The sequence below is a fragment of the Rugamonas sp. DEMB1 genome, from assembly GCF_029834475.1.
Classification (GTDB): domain Bacteria; phylum Pseudomonadota; class Gammaproteobacteria; order Burkholderiales; family Burkholderiaceae_D; genus Rugamonas; species Rugamonas rubra.
In genome coordinates this window covers 3,448,601-3,466,682 of record NZ_CP122407.1, presented here as the reverse complement: position 1 = coordinate 3,466,682, position 18,082 = coordinate 3,448,601, and the positions used below count along the sequence as shown (strand labels likewise).

The 18,082-nt window shown below is 71.3% G+C and carries 14 protein-coding genes and 2 pseudogenes; all 16 read left to right on the top strand.

Annotation, left to right across the window (positions count from 1 at the left end; translation table 11 throughout):
* Positions 1-55 precede the first annotated feature (55 nt).
* Positions 56-877, top strand: a complete 822-nt coding sequence (locus tag QC826_RS15655; protein ID WP_409567888.1) for an XrtA system polysaccharide deacetylase — start codon at positions 56-58, stop codon at positions 875-877.
* Positions 874-1,971, top strand: a complete 1,098-nt coding sequence (locus QC826_RS15650) for a FemAB family XrtA/PEP-CTERM system-associated protein (protein WP_279761476.1) — start codon at positions 874-876, stop codon at positions 1,969-1,971. Before QC826_RS15655 ends, QC826_RS15650 begins: the two co-directional genes overlap by 4 nt.
* Positions 1,968-2,864 (top strand): annotated as a pseudogene (locus tag QC826_RS15645) (TIGR03087 family PEP-CTERM/XrtA system glycosyltransferase); the annotation flags it as partial. The gene QC826_RS15650 and the pseudogene QC826_RS15645, both read left to right, overlap by 4 nt.
* A 73-nt stretch (positions 2,865-2,937) precedes the next feature.
* A complete protein-coding gene (locus QC826_RS31275; protein WP_313872607.1) occupies positions 2,938-3,258 on the top strand; it encodes a glycosyltransferase in 321 nt (106 codons plus the stop codon).
* Positions 3,255-4,487: a TIGR03088 family PEP-CTERM/XrtA system glycosyltransferase gene (locus QC826_RS15640; RefSeq protein ID WP_279761475.1), complete on the top strand. Its 1,233-nt coding sequence runs from the start codon at positions 3,255-3,257 to the stop codon at positions 4,485-4,487. The genes QC826_RS31275 and QC826_RS15640 overlap by 4 nt, the downstream gene beginning before the upstream one ends.
* The gene (locus QC826_RS15635; RefSeq protein ID WP_279761474.1) at positions 4,475-6,370 is read left to right on the top strand and encodes an XrtA/PEP-CTERM system amidotransferase; all 1,896 of its coding nucleotides are present in this window, start codon (positions 4,475-4,477) and stop codon (positions 6,368-6,370) included. The genes QC826_RS15640 and QC826_RS15635 overlap by 13 nt, the downstream gene beginning before the upstream one ends.
* Before the next feature lie 44 nt (positions 6,371-6,414).
* The gene (locus QC826_RS15630; protein WP_279766502.1) at positions 6,415-7,632 is read left to right on the top strand and encodes a TIGR04063 family PEP-CTERM/XrtA system glycosyltransferase; all 1,218 of its coding nucleotides are present in this window, start codon (positions 6,415-6,417) and stop codon (positions 7,630-7,632) included.
* 165 nt (positions 7,633-7,797) lie between these two features.
* Complete coding sequence (locus tag QC826_RS15625; RefSeq protein ID WP_279761472.1) at positions 7,798-8,739, top strand: glycosyltransferase family 4 protein; 942 nt, start codon at positions 7,798-7,800, stop codon at positions 8,737-8,739.
* The gene (locus QC826_RS15620) at positions 8,736-9,869 is read left to right on the top strand and encodes a phenylacetate--CoA ligase family protein (protein WP_279761470.1); all 1,134 of its coding nucleotides are present in this window, start codon (positions 8,736-8,738) and stop codon (positions 9,867-9,869) included. The genes QC826_RS15625 and QC826_RS15620 overlap by 4 nt, the downstream gene beginning before the upstream one ends.
* Entirely contained in the window at positions 9,845-10,153 is a 309-nt protein-coding gene (locus tag QC826_RS15615; protein WP_279761468.1) for a hypothetical protein, read from the top strand. The genes QC826_RS15620 and QC826_RS15615 overlap by 25 nt, the downstream gene beginning before the upstream one ends.
* The gene (locus tag QC826_RS15610) at positions 10,150-11,562 is read left to right on the top strand and encodes a putative O-glycosylation ligase, exosortase A system-associated (RefSeq protein ID WP_279761466.1); all 1,413 of its coding nucleotides are present in this window, start codon (positions 10,150-10,152) and stop codon (positions 11,560-11,562) included. Before QC826_RS15615 ends, QC826_RS15610 begins: the two co-directional genes overlap by 4 nt.
* Positions 11,559-12,584: a polysaccharide deacetylase family protein gene (locus QC826_RS15605; protein WP_279761464.1), complete on the top strand. Its 1,026-nt coding sequence runs from the start codon at positions 11,559-11,561 to the stop codon at positions 12,582-12,584. Before QC826_RS15610 ends, QC826_RS15605 begins: the two co-directional genes overlap by 4 nt.
* Complete coding sequence (locus tag QC826_RS15600) at positions 12,581-14,047, top strand: lipopolysaccharide biosynthesis protein (protein ID WP_279761462.1); 1,467 nt, start codon at positions 12,581-12,583, stop codon at positions 14,045-14,047. The genes QC826_RS15605 and QC826_RS15600 overlap by 4 nt, the downstream gene beginning before the upstream one ends.
* A 37-nt stretch (positions 14,048-14,084) precedes the next feature.
* Positions 14,085-15,827: an asparagine synthase-related protein gene (locus tag QC826_RS15595; protein ID WP_279761461.1), complete on the top strand. Its 1,743-nt coding sequence runs from the start codon at positions 14,085-14,087 to the stop codon at positions 15,825-15,827.
* Between the two features lie 64 nt (positions 15,828-15,891).
* Complete coding sequence (locus tag QC826_RS15590; protein ID WP_093384170.1) at positions 15,892-16,290, top strand: DUF2946 domain-containing protein; 399 nt, start codon at positions 15,892-15,894, stop codon at positions 16,288-16,290.
* A gap of 454 nt (positions 16,291-16,744) precedes the next feature.
* Positions 16,745-18,058 (top strand): annotated as a pseudogene (locus QC826_RS15585) (TonB-dependent receptor domain-containing protein); the annotation flags it as partial.
* Between the last annotated feature and the right edge of the window lie 24 nt (positions 18,059-18,082).

Below are 18,082 nucleotides of genomic sequence, written 5' to 3'. Positions count from 1 at the left end.
CGCCGGCCGGGCCGGTTTGCGGCTGGCCGGCGCGCCGGCCCGCATCCGCAACGCCATGACCATCGACGTCGAGGACTACTTCCAGGTGTCGGCCTTCGCCCCCTTCATCACGCCGGCCAGCTGGCCGCAGCGCGAGTGCCGGGTCGAGGCCAACATCGAGCGCATCCTGGCCATCCTGGAGCAGGGCGGCGCCAGCGCCACCTTCTTCACCCTGGGCTGGATCGCCGAGCGCTACCCGGCCATGGTGCGCCGCATCGTGGCGGCCGGCCACGAGCTGGCCAGCCACGGCTACGCCCACCTGCGCGCCAGCGACCAGGACCGCGCCGCCTTCGGCGACGACGTGCGCCGCAGCAAGGCCATCCTCGAGGACATCGCCGGCCGGCCCGTGCTCGGCTACCGCGCCCCCAGCTTTTCGATCGGCGCCGCCAACCTGTGGGCGCTCGACGAGCTGCAGGCGGCCGGCTACCGCTACAGCTCGAGCATCTACCCGATCAGCCACGACCACTACGGCATGCCGCAGGCGCCCCGTTTCGCCTTCCGGCCGAACGGCCCGGACGGCCTGCTGGAGGTGCCGATCAGCACCGTGAGGTTGCTCAATCGCAACCTTCCGGTCGGCGGCGGCGGCTATTTCCGCCTGCTGCCCTACGCGCTGTCGCGCCGGCTGATGCGCCGCGTCAACCGGCACGACGGCCAGGCGGCGATCTTCTACTTCCATCCCTGGGAGCTCGACACCGGACAACCGCGCCAACATCTCGCCGGCGTCAAAACGCGCTTCCGCCACTACGTCAACATTGCACGCATGGAGGGCCGGATCCGCGCGCTGACGCGCGATTTCGCCTGGGACCGGATGGACCGCATTTTTTTGGAGAAGGCATGAACATGATGATAGCCGCGCCGGCCGACCGCCTCGACGCCGCGCCGAGCGCCGGCGCCGGCCGCCTGCACCTGCAGCTGATGCAGCCGGGCGACCAGGCCCGCTGGGACGCCTTCGTGCAGCGCTGCCCCGAGGCGACCTTTTTCCACCGCGCCGGCTGGCAGCAGGTGATCGAACAGGCCTTCGGCCACCGCACCTGGTTCTACTACGTCGAGCAGGACGGCCAGATCCAGGGCGTGCTGCCGCTGGCGCAGATGAAGAGCCGGCTGTTCGGCCACGCCCTGGTGGCGCTGCCGTTCTGCGTCTACGGCGGCGTGGCCGCGCTGTCCGAGCCGGCCCGCGCCATGCTCGACCAGGCCGCCCAGCGGCTGGCCAGGGAATTGGGCGCCGGCCACCTCGAATACCGCCATCTGAACCCGGCGCCGCGCGCCGGCGCCGACTGGCACGGTAGCGACTTGTACTTCACCTTCCGCAAGGCCATCGTCGCCGACGACGAGGCGAACCTGAACGCCATCCCGCGCAAGCAGCGCGCCATGGTCCGCAAGGGCATCAAGTGCGGCTTGACGGGCGTGGTCGAGCAGGACGTCGAGCGCTTCTTCACCGCCTACGCCAACAGCGTGCACCGGCTCGGCACGCCGGTCTTCCCCAAGCGCTATTTCGCCCTGCTCAAACAGGTGTTCGGCGACGACTGCGAGGTGCGCAGCATCCTGCGCGGCGACGAGCTGGTCGGCGGCGTGCTCAGCTTCTTCTTCCGCGACGAGGTGCTGCCCTACTACGGCGGCGGCATGCCGCTGGCGCGCGAGGTGGCCGGCAACGACTTCATGTACTGGAATTTGATGCAGGCCGCCGCCGCGCGCGGCTGCCGCGTGTTCGACTTCGGCCGCAGCAAGCGCGGCACCGGCGCCTACGACTTCAAGCACAACTGGGGCTTCGAGGCCACGCCGCTGGCCTACGCCTACCAGCTGCACGCCGCGCGCGCGCTGCCGGATGTCAACCCACTGAATCCGAAGTACCAGTTGATGATCAAGGTCTGGCGCCGCCTGCCGCTGGCGGTGGCGAACTTTATCGGCCCGTTTATCGTCAAGGGCCTGGGATGACGCAGATGGACGAGTTGCTGTTGCTGGTGCACCGCATGCCGTACCCCCCGAACAAGGGCGACAAGATCCGCTCCTACCACCTGCTGCGCCAGTTGACGCAGCATTACCGCGTCCACCTGGGCACCTTCATCGACGACGCCGACGACTGGCAGCACGTGCCGCAGGTGCGCGCGCTGTGCGCCTCGGCCAACTTCCTGCCGCTGTCGCCGCTGCGCGGCCGCCTGCGCAGCCTGCGCGCGCTGCTGGCCAATCGCGCCCTGTCGCTCGACTTCTACAGCGACAGCCGGATGCGCGCCTGGGTCGCCGCCACCATGGCCGAGCGCAGCATCGGCCGCGTGGTGGTGTTCTCGGCGGCGATGGCGCAGTACGTGCCGCAGGCGCCCGGCCTGCGCAGCGTGGTCGACTTCTGCGACGTCGACTCCGACAAATGGCGCCAGTACGCCGAGAAGAAGCGCTGGCCGGCCAGCCGCTTGTACCGCTACGAGGCCAGCCGCCTGCTGCGCTACGAGCGCGCCGTGGCGGCGCGCAGCGACGCCGCCCTGTTCGTCTCGCGCGAGGAGGCCGCGCTGTTCGCCCGGCTGGCGCCGGAGAGCGCCGGCCACATCGGCCACTTCAACAACGGCGTCGACACGGTCTACTTCGCGCCCCAGCTCGACAGCGTCAACCCGTATCCGCCCGGCCAGCGCGCCGTGGTGTTCACCGGCGCCATGGACTACTGGCCCAACGTCGACGCGGTCGAATGGTTCGCCCGCGAGATCCTGCCGCTGGTGCGGCGCGAACAGCCGGCGGTGCGCTTCCACATCGTCGGTGCGCGGCCGACGCCGGCCGTGCTGGCGCTGGCCAGGCTGGACGGCGTCAGCGTCAGCGGCACCGTGCCCGACGTGCGGCCCTACCTGCAGCACGCCGAGCTGGCGGTGGCGCCGTTGCGGGTGGCGCGCGGCATCCAGAACAAGTGTCCTCGAGGCGATGGCGATGGCGCGCACCGTGGTCGTCACGCCGCAGGCGCTGGAAGGCATCGCCGCGACGCCGGGCAGCGAATTGCTGTTGGCGAGCGACGCGGCGGCCTTCGCCAGCGCCGTCTGCCAGGCGCTGGCCCATCCCCAGGCGGGGCTGGGCCGCGCCGCCCGCGCCCGCGTCGAGGCCGACTACGGCTGGAGCGCCAAGCTGGCGCCATTGCTGGCCCTGCTGGCTGAGGCACCGGCCGCGCCGGCCGCCGCGCGCGATTCTCCCGGCGCCAAAGCGGCTTCGCCCGCTACCACCTTCGCCCTCAGCAAGGAGCCACGATGACGCAGTCCGACATGCCCGCCGTGCCGCTGGTGGTGCACCTGATCTACCGTTTCGACTGCGGTGGCATGGAGACGCTGCTGGTCGAACGCATCAACCGCATGCCGGCGGCCAGCTACCGCCACGCGGTGATCTGCTTGAGCGACTACAGCCCGGCCTTCGCGCAAAGGATCACCCGGCCCGGCGTCGGCCTGCACGCGCTGCACAAGCGGCCCGGCCTGTCGCCGGCCACCCACTTGCATCTGTGGCGTTTGCTGCGGCGGCTGCGCCCGGCCGTGTTCCACAGCTACAACCTGTCGGCCATCGAGTACGCCCCGGTGGCGCTGCTGGCCGGCGTGCCGGTGCGCGTCAACGGCGCCCACGGCCGCGAGCTGGGCGACCTGGACGGCAGCAACCGCAAGCACAACTTCCTGCGCCGCCTGATGCGGCCGTTCTACCACTGCTGCTACGCCAACTCGGCCGCCATGCTGGCTTGGAGCCGCCAGGTGATCGGCGTGCGGCCGGCGCGCAGCCGCCTGCTGGCCAACGGCATCGACACCGAGCGCTTCCGCTCCCGGGCCGTTGCCGCCGACGAGCCGGTGCTGCGCCAGTTCGACGCCGACTGCATCGTCATCGGCACGGTCGGCCGCATCCAGGACATCAAGGACCATTTCGGCCTGCTGGCCGCCTTCGTGCTGCTGCGCCAGCGCGCGCCGGAACTGGCGCCCCGGCTGCGCCTGGCCATCGTCGGCGACGGCCCGCTGCTGGCGGCGCTGCGCGGCCGCGTCGACGCCGCCGGCCTGGCCGACGTGGTCTGGCTGCCCGGCGCGCGCACCGACGTGCCGGCGCTGTTGCGCGGCTTCGACCTGTTCGCCATCTCATCTTTGGCCGAGGGCACGCCCGGCGCCGCGCTGGAGGCGATGGCCTGCGGCCTGGCAGTGGTCGGCACCCGGGTCGGCGGCATCCCCGAGGTGGTGGAGGAGGGTGTCACCGGCGCGCTGGTGCCGGCCGGCGACCCGATCGCCATGGCGGCCGCGCTGCAACGCTACGCGCTGGCGCCCGAGCTGGCGGCCGCGCACGGCGCCGCCGGCCGCGAGCGCGTGCTGCGCCACTACAGCATGGGCGCGATGGTCTCCGCCTACCAGCAACTCTACGATCAACTGCGTCGCGTTGAAGCTCATACCGACGTCGCGGCCGTTGCCGCCGCCGACCCGGCCGAGAAGAAAAAAGGAATCGAATCATGTGCGGAATAGTAGGCATACTGGACACCCGTGGCAGCCGCAGCATCGACCCGGCGCTGCTGCGCCGGATGAACGAGACGCAGCACCATCGCGGCCCGGACGAGGGCAACGTCTACGTCGAGCCGGGCCTGGGCTTCGGCCACCGCCGCCTGTCGGTGATCGACTTGAGCAGCGGCCTGCAACCGATGGGCAACGAGGACGGCAGCGTCATGGTCTGCTACAACGGCGAGATCTACAACTACCAGGAGCTGATGGCCGAGCTGCAGGGCCTGGGCCACGTCTTCCGCACGCGCTGCGACACCGAGGTCATCGTCCACGCCTGGGAAGAGTGGGGCGCCGCCTGCGTCGACCGCTTCCGTGGCATGTTCGCCTTCGGCCTGTGGGACCGCAACAAGCGCCAGCTGTTCCTGGCGCGCGACCGGCTCGGCGTCAAGCCGCTGTTCTACGCCATGCTGCCGGACGGTATGCTGGCCTTCAGCTCCGAGCTGAAGGCGCTACGCAGCCTGCCCGGCCTGCCGCGCGCCATCGACCCCTGCGCCGTCGAGGAATACTTCGCCTTCGGCTACGTGCCCGAGCCGCGCACCATCTACCAGGGCGCGCTCAAGCTGGCGCCCGGCCACACGCTGCTGCAGCAGGTCGGCGCGCCGCTGGCCCAGCCGCACCGCTACTGGGACGTGCCGTTCAAGCCGCACCACGGCATGACCGCGCGCGACGCCCAGGGCGAGTTGATCGAGCGCCTGCGCGAGGCGGTGCGCATCCGCCTGGTGGCCGAAGTGCCGCTGGGCGCCTTCCTGTCCGGCGGCGTCGACTCCAGCGCCATCGTGGCGATGATGGCCGGCCTCAGCGACCAACCCGTCAACACCTGCTCGATCGCCTTCAACGACAAGGCCTTCGACGAGTCGGCCCACGCCGCCCAGGTGGCCCAGTTGTACCGCACCGCCCACCACGCCGACACCGTCGACACCGACGACTACGGCCTGCTCGACACCCTGGCCGACCTGTACGACGAGCCCTTCGCCGACAGCTCGGCGATTCCCACCTACCGGGTCTGCCAGCTGGCGCGGCGCCGCGTCACGGTGGCGCTGTCGGGCGACGGCGGCGACGAGAACTTCGCCGGCTACCGGCGCTACCGCTATGCCATGGCCGAGCAGGCGGTGCGCGGCCGCATTCCGCTGGCGCTGCGCCGCTCGGTGTTCGGCACCTTGGGGAAATACTATCCGAAGGCCGACTGGGCACCGCGCGTGTTCCGCGCCAAGACCACCTTCGAAGGCTTGGCGCGCGGCCTGGTGGAGGCCTATTTCCACGGCGTCTCGCTGATGAGCGACCAGATGCGCGCCCAGTTGTTCAGCAAGCCCTTCCAACAGAAGCTGCAGGGCTACCGCGCCGTCGAGGTGATGCAGGCCCACGCGCGCCGCTCGCCGACCCAGGGCCCGCTGTCGCTGTTGCAGTACCTCGATCTGAAGACCTATCTGCCGGGCGACATCCTGACCAAGGTGGACCGCGCCAGCATGGCCCACGCGCTCGAGGTGCGCGTGCCGCTGCTCGACCACAAGCTGGTCGAATGGGTCTCCGGCCTGCCGCCGGAGATGAAGCTGCACGGCGGCGAGGGCAAGTATGTGTTCAAGAAGAGCCTTGAGGCGCACCTGCCGCAGGAGATCCTGTACCGCAAAAAAATGGGCTTCTCGGTGCCGCTGGCGGCCTGGTTCCGTGGCCCGCTGCGCGAGCGCATGCGCAGCGCGCTGCTCGGCCCGGTGCTGGCCGACGCCGGCATCTTCAACCGCGCCTACCTGAGCGAGATGGTCGAGCACCACGAGTCCGGCCGGCGCGACTACAGCGCGCCGATCTGGAGCCTGCTGATGTTCGAGGCCTTCCTGCGCAAGGAGGCGGCGGCATGAACGCCCATACCACCGCCGCCGTCGGCACCACGGCGCGCGCGCCGCTGCGCATCCTGCACGTGCTCGACCATTCGATCCCGCTGCACAGCGGCTACACCTTCCGCAGCCGCTCCATCCTGCTCGGCCAGCGCGCCCGGGGCTGGGACACCCACCACGTCACCGGCGCCAAGCAGGGCGTCTCGCCGCACGAGTACGAGCTGGTCGAGGGCCTCGGCTTCCACCGCACCGCGCCGCCGCGCGGCTGGCTGGCGCGCCTGCCGGTGCTGCGCCAACTGGCCGTCATCACGGGCCTGGTCGGCAGCCTGCTGCGGGTCGCCCGCGAGGTCAAGCCGGACATCCTGCACGCCCATTCGCCGGCGCTGAACGCGGTGGCGGCGCTGCTGGTCGGCCGCCGCCTCGGCATCCCGGTGGTGTACGAGGTGCGCGGCTTTTGGGAGGACGCCGCCGTCGACCACGGCACCAGCAGCGAATGGGGCCTGCGCTACCGCCTGACCCGCGCCATGGAGACCTGGGCGCTGAAACGGGCGCAGGCCGCCACCACCATCTGCGAGGGCCTGCGCGCCGAGATCGTCGGCCGTGGCATCGCCAGCGCCAAGGTGTCGGTGATCCCCAACGCGGTCGACCTGGGCGACTTCGCCGTCGCCGGCACGGCCGACCAGGCGCTGGCCGCCAGCCTCGGCCTGGACGGCAAGACGGTGCTCGGCTTCATCGGCTCCTTCTATTCCTACGAGGGCCTGGCGCTGCTGCTGCAGGCGCTGCCGGCGCTGCTGCGCGCCCGTCCGGACATCCGCGTGCTGCTGGTCGGCGGCGGCCCGCAGGAGTCGGCGCTGAAGGCGCAGGCCCGGGAGCTGGGCCTGGCCGGGCAGGTGGTGTTCACCGGCCGCGTGCCGCACGAGCAGGTCAAGCGCTACTACGATTTGATCGACGTGCTGGTCTACCCGCGCCTGAAGATGCGCCTGACCGACCTGGTCACGCCGCTCAAGCCGCTCGAGGCGATGGCCCAGGGCCGCCTGCTGGTGGCCTCCGACGTCGGCGGCCACCGCGAGTTGATCGAACACGGCCGCACCGGCCTGCTGTTCGCCGCCGGCGACGCCGCCGCGTTGGCGCAGCAGGTGCTGGCGCTGCTGGACAACCCCGGCCAGTGGCCGGAACTGCGCCGGCGCGGCCGGGTGTTCGTCGAGGCGGAGCGCAACTGGGCCGCCAGCGTGGCGCGCTACCAGGCGGTATACGCGCCGCTGTCGCCTGCGGCGGTGGCGCCGTGAACGGCCTGCGCGTCGGCCTGGTCGGGCCGCTGCCGCCGCCCTCGGGCGGCATGGCCAACCAAACCCTGCAACTGGCCGCGCTGTTGCAGGCGGCCGGGCTGGAGGTCGAAACCATCCAGGTCAACGCGCCGTATGTGCCGGCCTGGAGCGCGCGCTTCGAAGGGCGTGCGCGCCGTGTTCCGCCTGCTGCCCTACCTGCTGCGCCTGTGGCGCGCGGCCGGCCGGGTCGACCTGTTCCATGTGATGGCCAACTCCGGCTGGTCCTGGCACCTGTACGCCGCGCCGGCCATCTGCATCGCCCGCCTGCGCGGCACGGCGGTGGTGGTCAACTACCGGGGCGGCGAGGCCGAACCCTTCCTGCGCGGCTCGGCCGCCGTGGTGGCGCTGACCCTGCACCGCGCCCAGGCGCTGATCGTCCCGTCCGGCTACCTGGCGGCGGTGTTCGGCGCGCGCGGCTACCAGGCGCTGGTGGTCCCCAACATCATCGACCTGGCGCGCTTCCGCGGCGCGCCCGTGCCGTCGCGGACGGCGGTCAACCGTCTGCACCTGCTGGTGGCGCGCAACCTGGAGGCGATCTACGACAACGCCGGCGCGCTGCGCGCCTTCGCCCTTGTATTGGCGGTCCGGCCCGAGGCGCGCCTGACCATCGCCGGCAGCGGCCCGCTGCGCGCCGAGCTGGAGGCGCTGGCGGCCGGGCTGGGCGTGGCCCACGCGGTGCGCTTCAGCGGCCGCGTCGAGCACGCGCAAATGGCGGCGCTGTACCGCCAGGCCGGCGTCCTGCTCAATCCCAGCCTGGTCGACAACATGCCCAACTGCCTGCTCGAGGCGCTGGCCAGCGGCGTGCCCATCGTCAGCACCAACGTCGGCGGCGTCTCCTTCATGGTCGAGGCGGAACGCACCGCGCTGCTGGTGCCGCCGGCCGATCCGCGCGCGCTGGCCGACGCCGTGCTGCGCCTGGCGGCCGAGCCGGCGCTGGCCGAACGCTTGATCCAGAACGGCCTCGACCAGGTGCAGCAGTACTGCTGGCCCAGCGTCAAGCCGGTGCTGTCCCAGGTCTACCGCGACGCGCTGGCCGCGCCGGTCGGCACGCTGGCGGCCAAGTCATGAGCGCGCCCCTGCACCCGCACCTGCCGGCGCCGGCGCGCCGCACCATCTACACCCGGCTGGTGTCCGGCCTGCTGTTTCCGCTGCACGAGCGGCTCAAGCGGCACAGCAGCGTGCGCGTGCGCCGGCAGCTGGAGCAGACCCAGTACTGCACGCCGGAGCAGCTGCGCCAACTACAGCTCGAGCGCCTGCGCCGCCTGCTGCTGCGCGCCGCCAGCCAGGTGCCTTACTACCGCGAGCTGTTCGCCACGCTGGGCTTCGAGCCGCAGCGCGACCTGCGCAGCCTGGACGACCTGGCGCGCCTGCCGCTGAGCGACAAGGCGGTGATGCGCAGCCAGTCGGCCCGCCTGCGCGCCGACGACGCCGGCCCGCTGGCCCGCTTCAACACCGGCGGCTCCAGCGGCGAGCCGCTGGTCTTCTACATCGGCAAGGAGCGGGTCAGCCACGACGTCGGCGCCAAGTGGCGCGCCACGCGCTGGTGGGCGGTCGACATCGGCGACCCCGAGATCGTGGTGTGGGGCTCGCCGATCGAGCTGGGCGCGCAGGACCGCGTGCGCGCGGCGCGCGACGCCGTGCTGCGCACCGAGCTGCTGCCGGCCTTCGACATGTCCGAGGCCAAGCTCGACGGCTTCATCGCCAGCATCCGCCGGCGCCGGCCGCGCATGGTGTTCGGCTACCCGTCGGCGCTGTCGCACATCGCCCGCCACGCCGCCGCCCGTGGCCAGCGCCTGGACGACCTGGGCGTCCGCGTCGCCTTCGTCACCTCCGAGCTGTTGTACGCCGAGCAGCGCGAGCAGATCAGCGCCGCCTTCGGCTGCCCGGTGGCCAACGGCTATGGCGGCCGCGACGCCGGCTTCATCGCCCACCAGTGTCCCGAGGGCGGCATGCACCTGACCGCCGAGGACATCATCGTCGAGATCATCGCGCCGGACGGCCGGCCGCTGCCGGCCGGCCAGTCCGGCGAGATCGTCGTCACCCACCTGGCCAGCGGCGACTACCCCTTCATCCGCTACCGCACCGGCGACGTCGGCACCTTGTCGGACCAGCCCTGCGCCTGCGGCCGGGCCTGCCGCTGCTCAACGACATCCAGGGCCGCAGCACCGACTTCGTGGTCGCCGCCGACGGCACCGTGATGCACGGCCTGGCGCTGGTCTACGTGCTGCGCGACCAGCCGGAGGTGAAGGCCTTCAAGATCGTCCAGGAGAGCCTGCAACTGACCCGCGTCCAACTGGTGCTGGAGGAAGCGCTGACGCCGGCGCTGCGCGCGCTGCTCGAGCAGGGCCTGCGGCGCCGCCTCGGCGCCGGCGTCAGCATCGAATTGGAGCAGGTCGAGCGCATCCTGCCGGAGAAGTCGGGCAAATTCCGCTACGTCTCCAGCAAGGTCGACGCGGCCCGGCCGGGCGGGGCGGCGCCATGAGGGATCTGTTGGTGACGCTGCTGGTGTTCGGCAGCCTGCCCTATGTGTTCAAGAAGCCCTGGTTCGGCATGGTGCTGTGGGTGTGGATCAGCGTGATGAACCCGCACTCGCAGGGCTGGGGCTTCGCCCGTTCCTTCCCCTTCGCCGCCATCATCGCCGCCACCTGCATGGCCAGCATCGTCATGAGCAAGGAGCGCTTCCGCGTGCCGGTCACGCCGGTGTCGACCGTGTTCATGCTGTTCATCTTCTGGATGTGCGTCAGCTCGCTGTTCGCCATCCACTTCGACCAGGTCGGCACGCAATGGGTCAAGGTGATGAAGATCACCGGCATGACCCTGGTCATGTTCATGCTGGTGCGGGAGCGCCGCCACATCGAGTGGATGATCTGGACCATCGTCGTTTCGATCGGCTACTACGGCGTCAAGGGCGGCCTGTTCACGCTGCGCAGCGGCGGCAACTACCGCGTCTGGGGCCCGGCCGGCACCTTCATCGACGACAACAACGCCTTCGCGCTGGCGCTGATCATGGTGATCCCGCTGATGTACTACCTGCTGTCGCTGTTGAAGAACAAGTACGGCCGCTACGCCATGATGGGCGCCATGCTGCTGTGCACCCTGGCCTCGCTGGGCTCCTATTCGCGCGGCGCGGCGGTGGCGATGGCGGCGATGATCCTGTTCTTTTGGGCCAAGAGTAACAACCGCGCCATCATCGGGGTGCTGTTGGTGTGTGTGATGCCGATCCTGGTGCTGAGCATGCCGAGCCAGTGGCACGAGCGCATCGACACCATCAAGACCTACGAGGAGGACGGCTCGGCCATGGGCCGCATCAACGCCTGGCGCATGGCCACCAACCTGGCGCTGGACCGGCCGCTGGTCGGCGGCGGCTTCGAGATCTACGACCCCGGCGTGTTCCTCATGTACGCGCCGGTGCCGGAGGACGTCCACGCCGCCCACAGCATCTACTTCCAGATCCTCGGCGAGCACGGCTTCGTCGGCCTGCTGCTGTATCTGACGCTGGGCGCGCTGAGTTGGCGCGAAGGCAGCCGCGTCGTGCGCCTGGCGCGCACGCTGCCGCAGCTGGCCTGGGCCAGCAACGCGGCCCGCATGCTGCAGGTCAGCCTGCTCGGCTTCGCCGTCGGCGGCGCCTTCCTCAGCCTGGCCTACTTCGACGTGCCTTACTACCTGATGGTGGCGCTGGCCGCCACCCGCGCCATCGCCGAGCGCGAGAGCCGCGCCGCCATCGCCGCCGAAAACGCCAAGCTGCTCGGCGACGACGCCGCCACCGATACTCTACCCCTGCCCGAATCGAGCCCCATGACCACTCCAGCATCCCCGCAGTCGTCGCCTTTGCCCGCGGCGGTCCGCGACGGCGGCCCGGCCTTCGCCTTGTTCCGAAGGACACGCTCATGAGCGGCCTGCGACTGGGCCACATGGCCGGCGCGCTGCTCGGCCGCGCGCTGCTCTCGCCGCTGGCGCGCGGCGGCCAGCAGGGCCTGTCCATCCTGATCTACCACCGCGTGCTGGCGCAGCGCGACGCCCTGTTCCCCGAGCAGATGGAGCAGCTCGAGTTCGACCGCCAACTGGTGCTGCTCAAGTCCTGCTTCAAGGTGCTGCCGCTGATCGACGCCGTGCGCCACCTGCGCGCCGGCACGCTGCCGGCGCGCGCCGCCTGCATCACCTTCGACGACGGCTACGCCGACAACGCCGAGGTGGCGCTGCCGCTGCTGCAGAAGCACCAGCTGCCGGCCACCTTCTTCGTCGCCAGCGGCTTCATCGACGGCGGCCGCATGTGGAACGACAGCATCATCGAATTGGTGCGCAACGCGCGCGGCGCCAGCATCGACGCCAGGCCGCTGGGCCTGGCCGACTACGCCATCGCCACGCCGCAGGACCGGCGCGACAGCATCGCCGCCCTGATCGGCAAGCTCAAGTACCTGCCGATGGCGCAGCGCCAGGAGCAGGTCGACTGGCTGATCGCCCTGTGCGGCCTGCAACTGCGCGACGATCTGATGATGAGCTCGGCCCAGCTGCGCCAGCTGCACGCCGCCGGCATGGAGATCGGCGCCCACACCGTCAACCATCCGATCCTGGCGCGCCTGCCGACCATGCAGGCGCGCGCCGAGATCGAGCTGGGCAAGCTGGCCTTGGAGGCGTTGACGGGCGCGCCGGTGCGCCTGCTGGCCTACCCCAACGGCAAGCCGGGCGAGGACTACACCGCCGAACACGTCGCCATCGCGCGCGACCTCGGCTTCGAGGGCGCCGTCAGCACCGCCTGGGGCGCCAGCCAGGGCGCGCCGGACCTGTTCCAGCTGCCGCGCTTCACGCCGTGGGACCGGCGCGCCGCGCCCTTCCTGCTGCGCCTGGCGCGCAACCTGACGGCGCCGGCCGAGCAGCTGGCCATGCCCTTGCCGGCGCGCCGGGAGCGCGCATGAGTCTCAAGGCGGACGTCCTGCGCGGCCTGAAGTGGACCGCCGGCGCCAAGTTCAGCGGCCAGCTGGTCACCTGGGGCATCACCATCTTCATCATGCGCCTGTTGGCGCCGGCCGACTACGGCCTGCTGGCCATGGCCTCGGTGCTGATCGTCTTCATGAACATGGTGGCCGAGGTCGGCCTGGGGCCGGCGCTGGTGCAGGCCCACGAGGTCGACACGCGCCAGCTGCGCCAGGCCTTCGGCATCTTCCTGCTGGTGAACTGGGCGCTGTGCCTGCTGCTCAACCTGCTGGCGCCGGCCATGGCGGTGTTCTACGGCGAGCCCCGCCTCGAACTGGTGCTGCGCGTGCTGTCGGTGCAGTTCCTCTTCACGCCGCTGGCGGTGGTGCCGGAGGTGCTGCTGCAGCGCCGGCTCGACTACAAGAAGCGCTCGCTGATCGACCTGAGCACCGCCATCTTCACCAGCGTGGCCACGCTGCTGCTGGCGCTGGGCCACTACGGCGTCTGGGCCCTGGTGCTGGGCAACGTCGGCGCCACGGTGTGGCGCACCGTGCTGGTCAACAGCATCGCGCCTTTCCCCCACTGGCCCAGCTTCGCCGTCGGCGGCATGCGCAAACTGCTGTCCTTCGGCGGCAAGGTGACGGTGTCGCGCTTCCTGTGGATGTTCTTCACCCAGATCGACGTGGTCATCGTCGGCCGCGTGCTGGGCAGCGAGGTGCTGGGCATGTACTCGGTGGCGATGCACCTGGCCTCGATGCCGGTGCAGCGCGTCTCCTCCATCCTCAACCAGGTGGCGTTTCCCGCCTTCGCCCGCCACCAGCACGACCGCAGCCTGATCGCCGTCCAGCTGTTGAAGGTGCTGCGCATGCTCGGCTTCGTCGCCTTCCCGGTCCTGTGGGGCATCGCCAGCGTGGCGCCGGAGCTGGTCGCCGTGCTGCTCGGGCCGGGCTGGAGCGGCGCCGTGATGCCGCTGCAGGTGCTGGCCCTGGTCATGCCGCTGCGCGCCATCGTCGGCTTCCTGCCCAGCGTGACCGACGCCGTCGGCCGCCCCGAGGTGGCCATGCACAACGTGCTGGTCGGCTGCGCCGTCATGCCGCTGGCCTTCTGGCTGGGCACGCAGTGGGGCATGGTCGGCGTGGCCTACGCCTGGCTGCTGGCCTACCCGGTGGTCCTGCTGATCAACACGCGGCGCATGGTGGCGGTGGTCGGCCTGACGCTGGCCCAGGTCAGCCGCCATGTCGCGCCGTCGATGCTGTGCGGCGCCGCCATGTTCGGCGCCGTCTGGGCGGTGCAACTGGCGCTGCGCGCCTACCCGGACCGCCGCGTCGTGCTGGCCGTCGAGGTGCTGGTCGGCGCCGCCAGCTATCTGCTCAGCGCGTTGGCGCTGAACCGCGCCACCTTGCAGGAGATCGGCGGCGCCGTGTTCGGCAAGGCCGGCGTGCCGCAACAGGCCCACGCCGAATAGGCCGCCATCATTCAATCAGGGATCAAGGAACCGCCACATGTCATTTTTCGCCGGAGCGTTTAGTCTCGACCGCCACAAGCCCTTGTCGCCGCAGTTGTGCGCCGATTTGCGCAGCCATGTTTCGCGCCATCCGGGCGAACAGATAGCGCAAGTCGACAGCGGCGCCTTCTTCCTGGTCAAGGGCGACGTCGGCGCCTTCGCCGCACCGGCCCTGCTGCGGGACGCCGCCGGCAACGTCGACGCCGTCGCCGGCGAGCCGCTGCTGCGCGAGGGCGAGTCGGCGCCGGATTGGAACAGGGCGCGCGACCTGGCCCTGCTGCAGCGCCAGCTCGGCGCCAGCAACTGGGACGCCCTGGCGCAAAGCCGCGGCACCTTCTGCGGCGTGCACTACGAGCAGGAGCGCCATCTGTTGCTGCTGTTCGTCGACAAGGTCGGCGTGCGCCCGCTGTACGTCTGGCACGACGAGCACGTGGTGGTGTTTTCCACCGCCTTGCGGGTGCTGGAGGCGCTGCCGCAGGTCGACAAGACCTTCGACGTGCGCGGCGTGACCGAGATCGCCGCCTTCGGCTACCCGCTCGGCACGCGCACCGGCTACAGCGGCATCCGCATGCTGGCCGGCGCCGAGGTGACGCGCTGCCTGGACGGCGCCGTCAGCCACCACAACTATTGGGACTGGCAGGCCGGCAGCCTGGAGGACGGCGGCGCGCTGGCCGTCGAGCGGTGCCACGGCGCCTTCATGGACGCGCTGCGGCGGCGCCAGCGCGGCAGCCCCAGCGCCACCTGCTTCCTCAGCGGCGGGCTCGACTCGCGCGCCATCGTCGGCGGCCTGGCGCTGATCGTCGGCGAGCTCCACACCGTCAACTTCGCGCCCGACCACACCCAGGACCAGGTGTTCGCCACGTTGGTGGCGGAAAAGCTCAACACCCGCCACGCCCAACTGGTCACCAACGCCGACAACATCGACCAGGGCTACCGCAAGGCCACGCTGACCCGCTGGCTGACGGAGCGCTTCGGCGCCGGCAGCGCCGCACTGATCTGGTCCGGCGACGGCGGCAGCGTCGCGCTCGGCCACGTCTACCTGAGCCGGCCGATCGTGGAGGCGATGCGGCGCGGCGACCGGCGCGAGGCGGTCAGGCTGTTCAACAACGGCCTGCCGAGCGGCGTGGTCCGGCCGGCCATGCGCGAGGCCTTGACGGCGCTGTCCTTCCAGGGCGCCGAGGAGGAGCTGGCCGCCATCGCCAGCGCCGATCCGGGCCGCGCCTTCCACCTGTTCCTGCTGCAGAACGACCAGCGCCGCCACCTGGCGCAGCACTTCGAGAACCTCGACAGCGAGCGCATCGAATTCCAGCTGCCGTTCTTCGACGCCGACTTCCTCGCCACCATCCTGCGCCACCCGTGCGAGCCCTACCTGCAGCACCGCTTCTACATCGACTGGCTGCGCGCCTTCCCCAACGGCCTGGCGACCCTGCCGTGGCAGGCCTATCCCGGCCACGTGCCCTGCGACGTGGCGGCGCCGGCCGGCTTGAAGTACCAGTGGGAGGACTACTTCGACTCCGCCACCGTGCGCCAGATGCGGCGCAACGCGGCGGCGCGCGGCAAGCGCGTGCTGGGCAGCCGCAGCTTCCCGCGCCACCTGATCAGCCGCAACGCGCTGCGCGCGGCGGTGTGGATGACCCGCCTCGGCGTGCGCGACTACGGCTACCTGATCAACACCGCCTATGTCTACGACAAGTACTGGTCGATGTGCGACGGCGGGGCGGGGCGGACGCCGGGCCCCTAGCCGGCAGGGGAGTTCCGCGACACAATAGATGACGCGCGGAAATGTCTTTGTTATAATGTTGATTATGAGTAAATTCCTGAGGCGTACTCGGCTGCATATCTGGATCGCGTGTTTCGCGCTCCTGCTCAATGCGCTCGCCCCCTCGGTATCCCATGCGCTGGCCGCGCTGCGCGGCGCGCCGACCTTGGTGGAGGTTTGCTCTGTGGCCGGCAGCAAGATGGTCGCCGTCGACCAGGCCGCGCCCGACGGCGGCCCGAGCTCGTCCGACTCGGTGCTGCACCACCTCGAACACTGCCCCTTCTGCATGAGCCACGCCGGCTCGGCCATGCCGCCGCCGGCCCTGCCGACGCCGTTCGCGGTGCAGGGCGGCCACGACGTTTTCCCCTCGCTGTTCTACCACGCGCCGACCCCGCTGTTCTCCTGGTCCGCCGCCAACCCGCGCGCCCCTCCCGCCGTCTGCTGATCCATCCCCCGCGCGCAGGCCGCCACACAAGGCGAGTCCGCGCCGACCTAACCGACAACCCAGCCACAACTTGAAGGATTGACGCCGCCGCACGCGCCATGGCAGCCGCACCGGCGCCGCGCCCGATTGCGCGCCTGCGGCCGAGCCGCGCGCGCCCGTCATCACTGAAACAACCGAATTGGATACACCATGGAACAGAACAACTCCGTCGCCGCGATGGGCGCCGCCTTGCGCCTCCACCCGCTCGCCAGCGGCGTCGCCCTGGCGCTCGCGCTGGGCGGCGGCCACGCACCGGCCCGCGCCGGCGAGGACGCCGGCACCGTCGAGACCATCGTCGTCAGCGCGACGCGCACGCCACAGTTGCTGAAGGACGCCGCCGCGCCGGTCAGCAAGATCGACGCCGGCGCCTTCGCCGAGCGCCAGGCGCGCGGCATCGGCGACGCGCTGCAGGAGCCTGCCCAACGTCGACTTCGGCGGCGGCCCGCGCGGCGCCGGCCGCCAGCCCACGCTGCGCGGCTACAGCGGCAAGGAGGTCACGCTGCTGGTCGACGGCGCCCGCATGAACAGCGCCTCGGGCTTGGGCGCGCCTATCTTCATCGACCCCTGGCTGTTGTCCGGCGCCGAGGTGCTGCGCGGCGCCAGTTCCGCCTTGTACGGCAGCGGCGGCCTGGGCGGCGTGCTGGCGCTGAACACCGTGGCGGCACGCGATCTGCTGGCGCCCGGCCGCAGCTGGGGCGCCGACGCGCGCCTCGGCCGCGACCTTGGCGAGGCAGGCCGCGCGCAGCAGGCCCGCGCCTACACGCGGCAGGGCGGCTTCGACGCGCTGCTGGCGCTGGGCCGGCGCGACTGGGGGGCGATCCGCCAGGGCGGCGGCGGCGAGCTGGCGCCGAACGACGGCCACGCCGGCCAGGGCCTGCTCAAGCTTGGCTACACGCTGCGGCCGGACCTGCGCCTGACCCTGAGCCACCGCGCCTACCAGGAGAGCGCGCTGCGCCCGAACAACCCGCAGTCCGACGCCTCCCTCGGCCAACCCGGCGCCGTGCCGGTGCAGCGCAACCGCATCGACCAGTCGCAAACCACGCTCGGCATCGAGCAGACCGACGTCGCCGGCGCGCCCACCTTGAACGCCCAGCTGTACCGCGCGCGGCTGGACGCCAGCGCCGAGGCCAACCCGGCCCTCAGCCTGGCCGCCAGCAGCAGCTTCACCCGCACCGTGGGCGGCGGCGTGCAGCGCACCACGCGCTGGGGCCGGCACCGCCTCAGCTACGGCATCGACGGCTACCGCGACGAGCAGGACGCGCGCAACGGCGGCCAGCCCAATCCGGTCACGCCGCCCGGCCGGCAGACGGTGGCCGGCGTCTTCGTGCAGGACGAATGGCGCCTGGGCGACGCCTGGCTGCTCACGCCGGCCGCGCGCTACGACCGCTACAGCACCCACGTCGACGGCGGCGCCGGCCCGGACGCGCGGCAGGGCCACCTGTCGCCCAAGTTGACGGCGGCGCTGCGCTTCACGCCGCAATGGCAGGGCTGGGCCAGCGTCGGCGAGTCCTACCGCGCGCCGTCGCTGAGCGAAGCGTATATGAACCTGAGCTGCACCGGCTGTCTGTTCAACTTCGCGCCCAACCCGGCGCTGCGCCCCGAGACCGACCGCACGCTGGAGCTCGGCGCCAACTACGACGGGCGCGGCTGGTTCAGCACCGGCGACCGCGTGCAAATGAAGGGCAGCGTGTTCTACTCCACCGTCGACGACCTGATCGCCACCGCCGTGGTCGGCGCCTACCAGCGCAGCTTC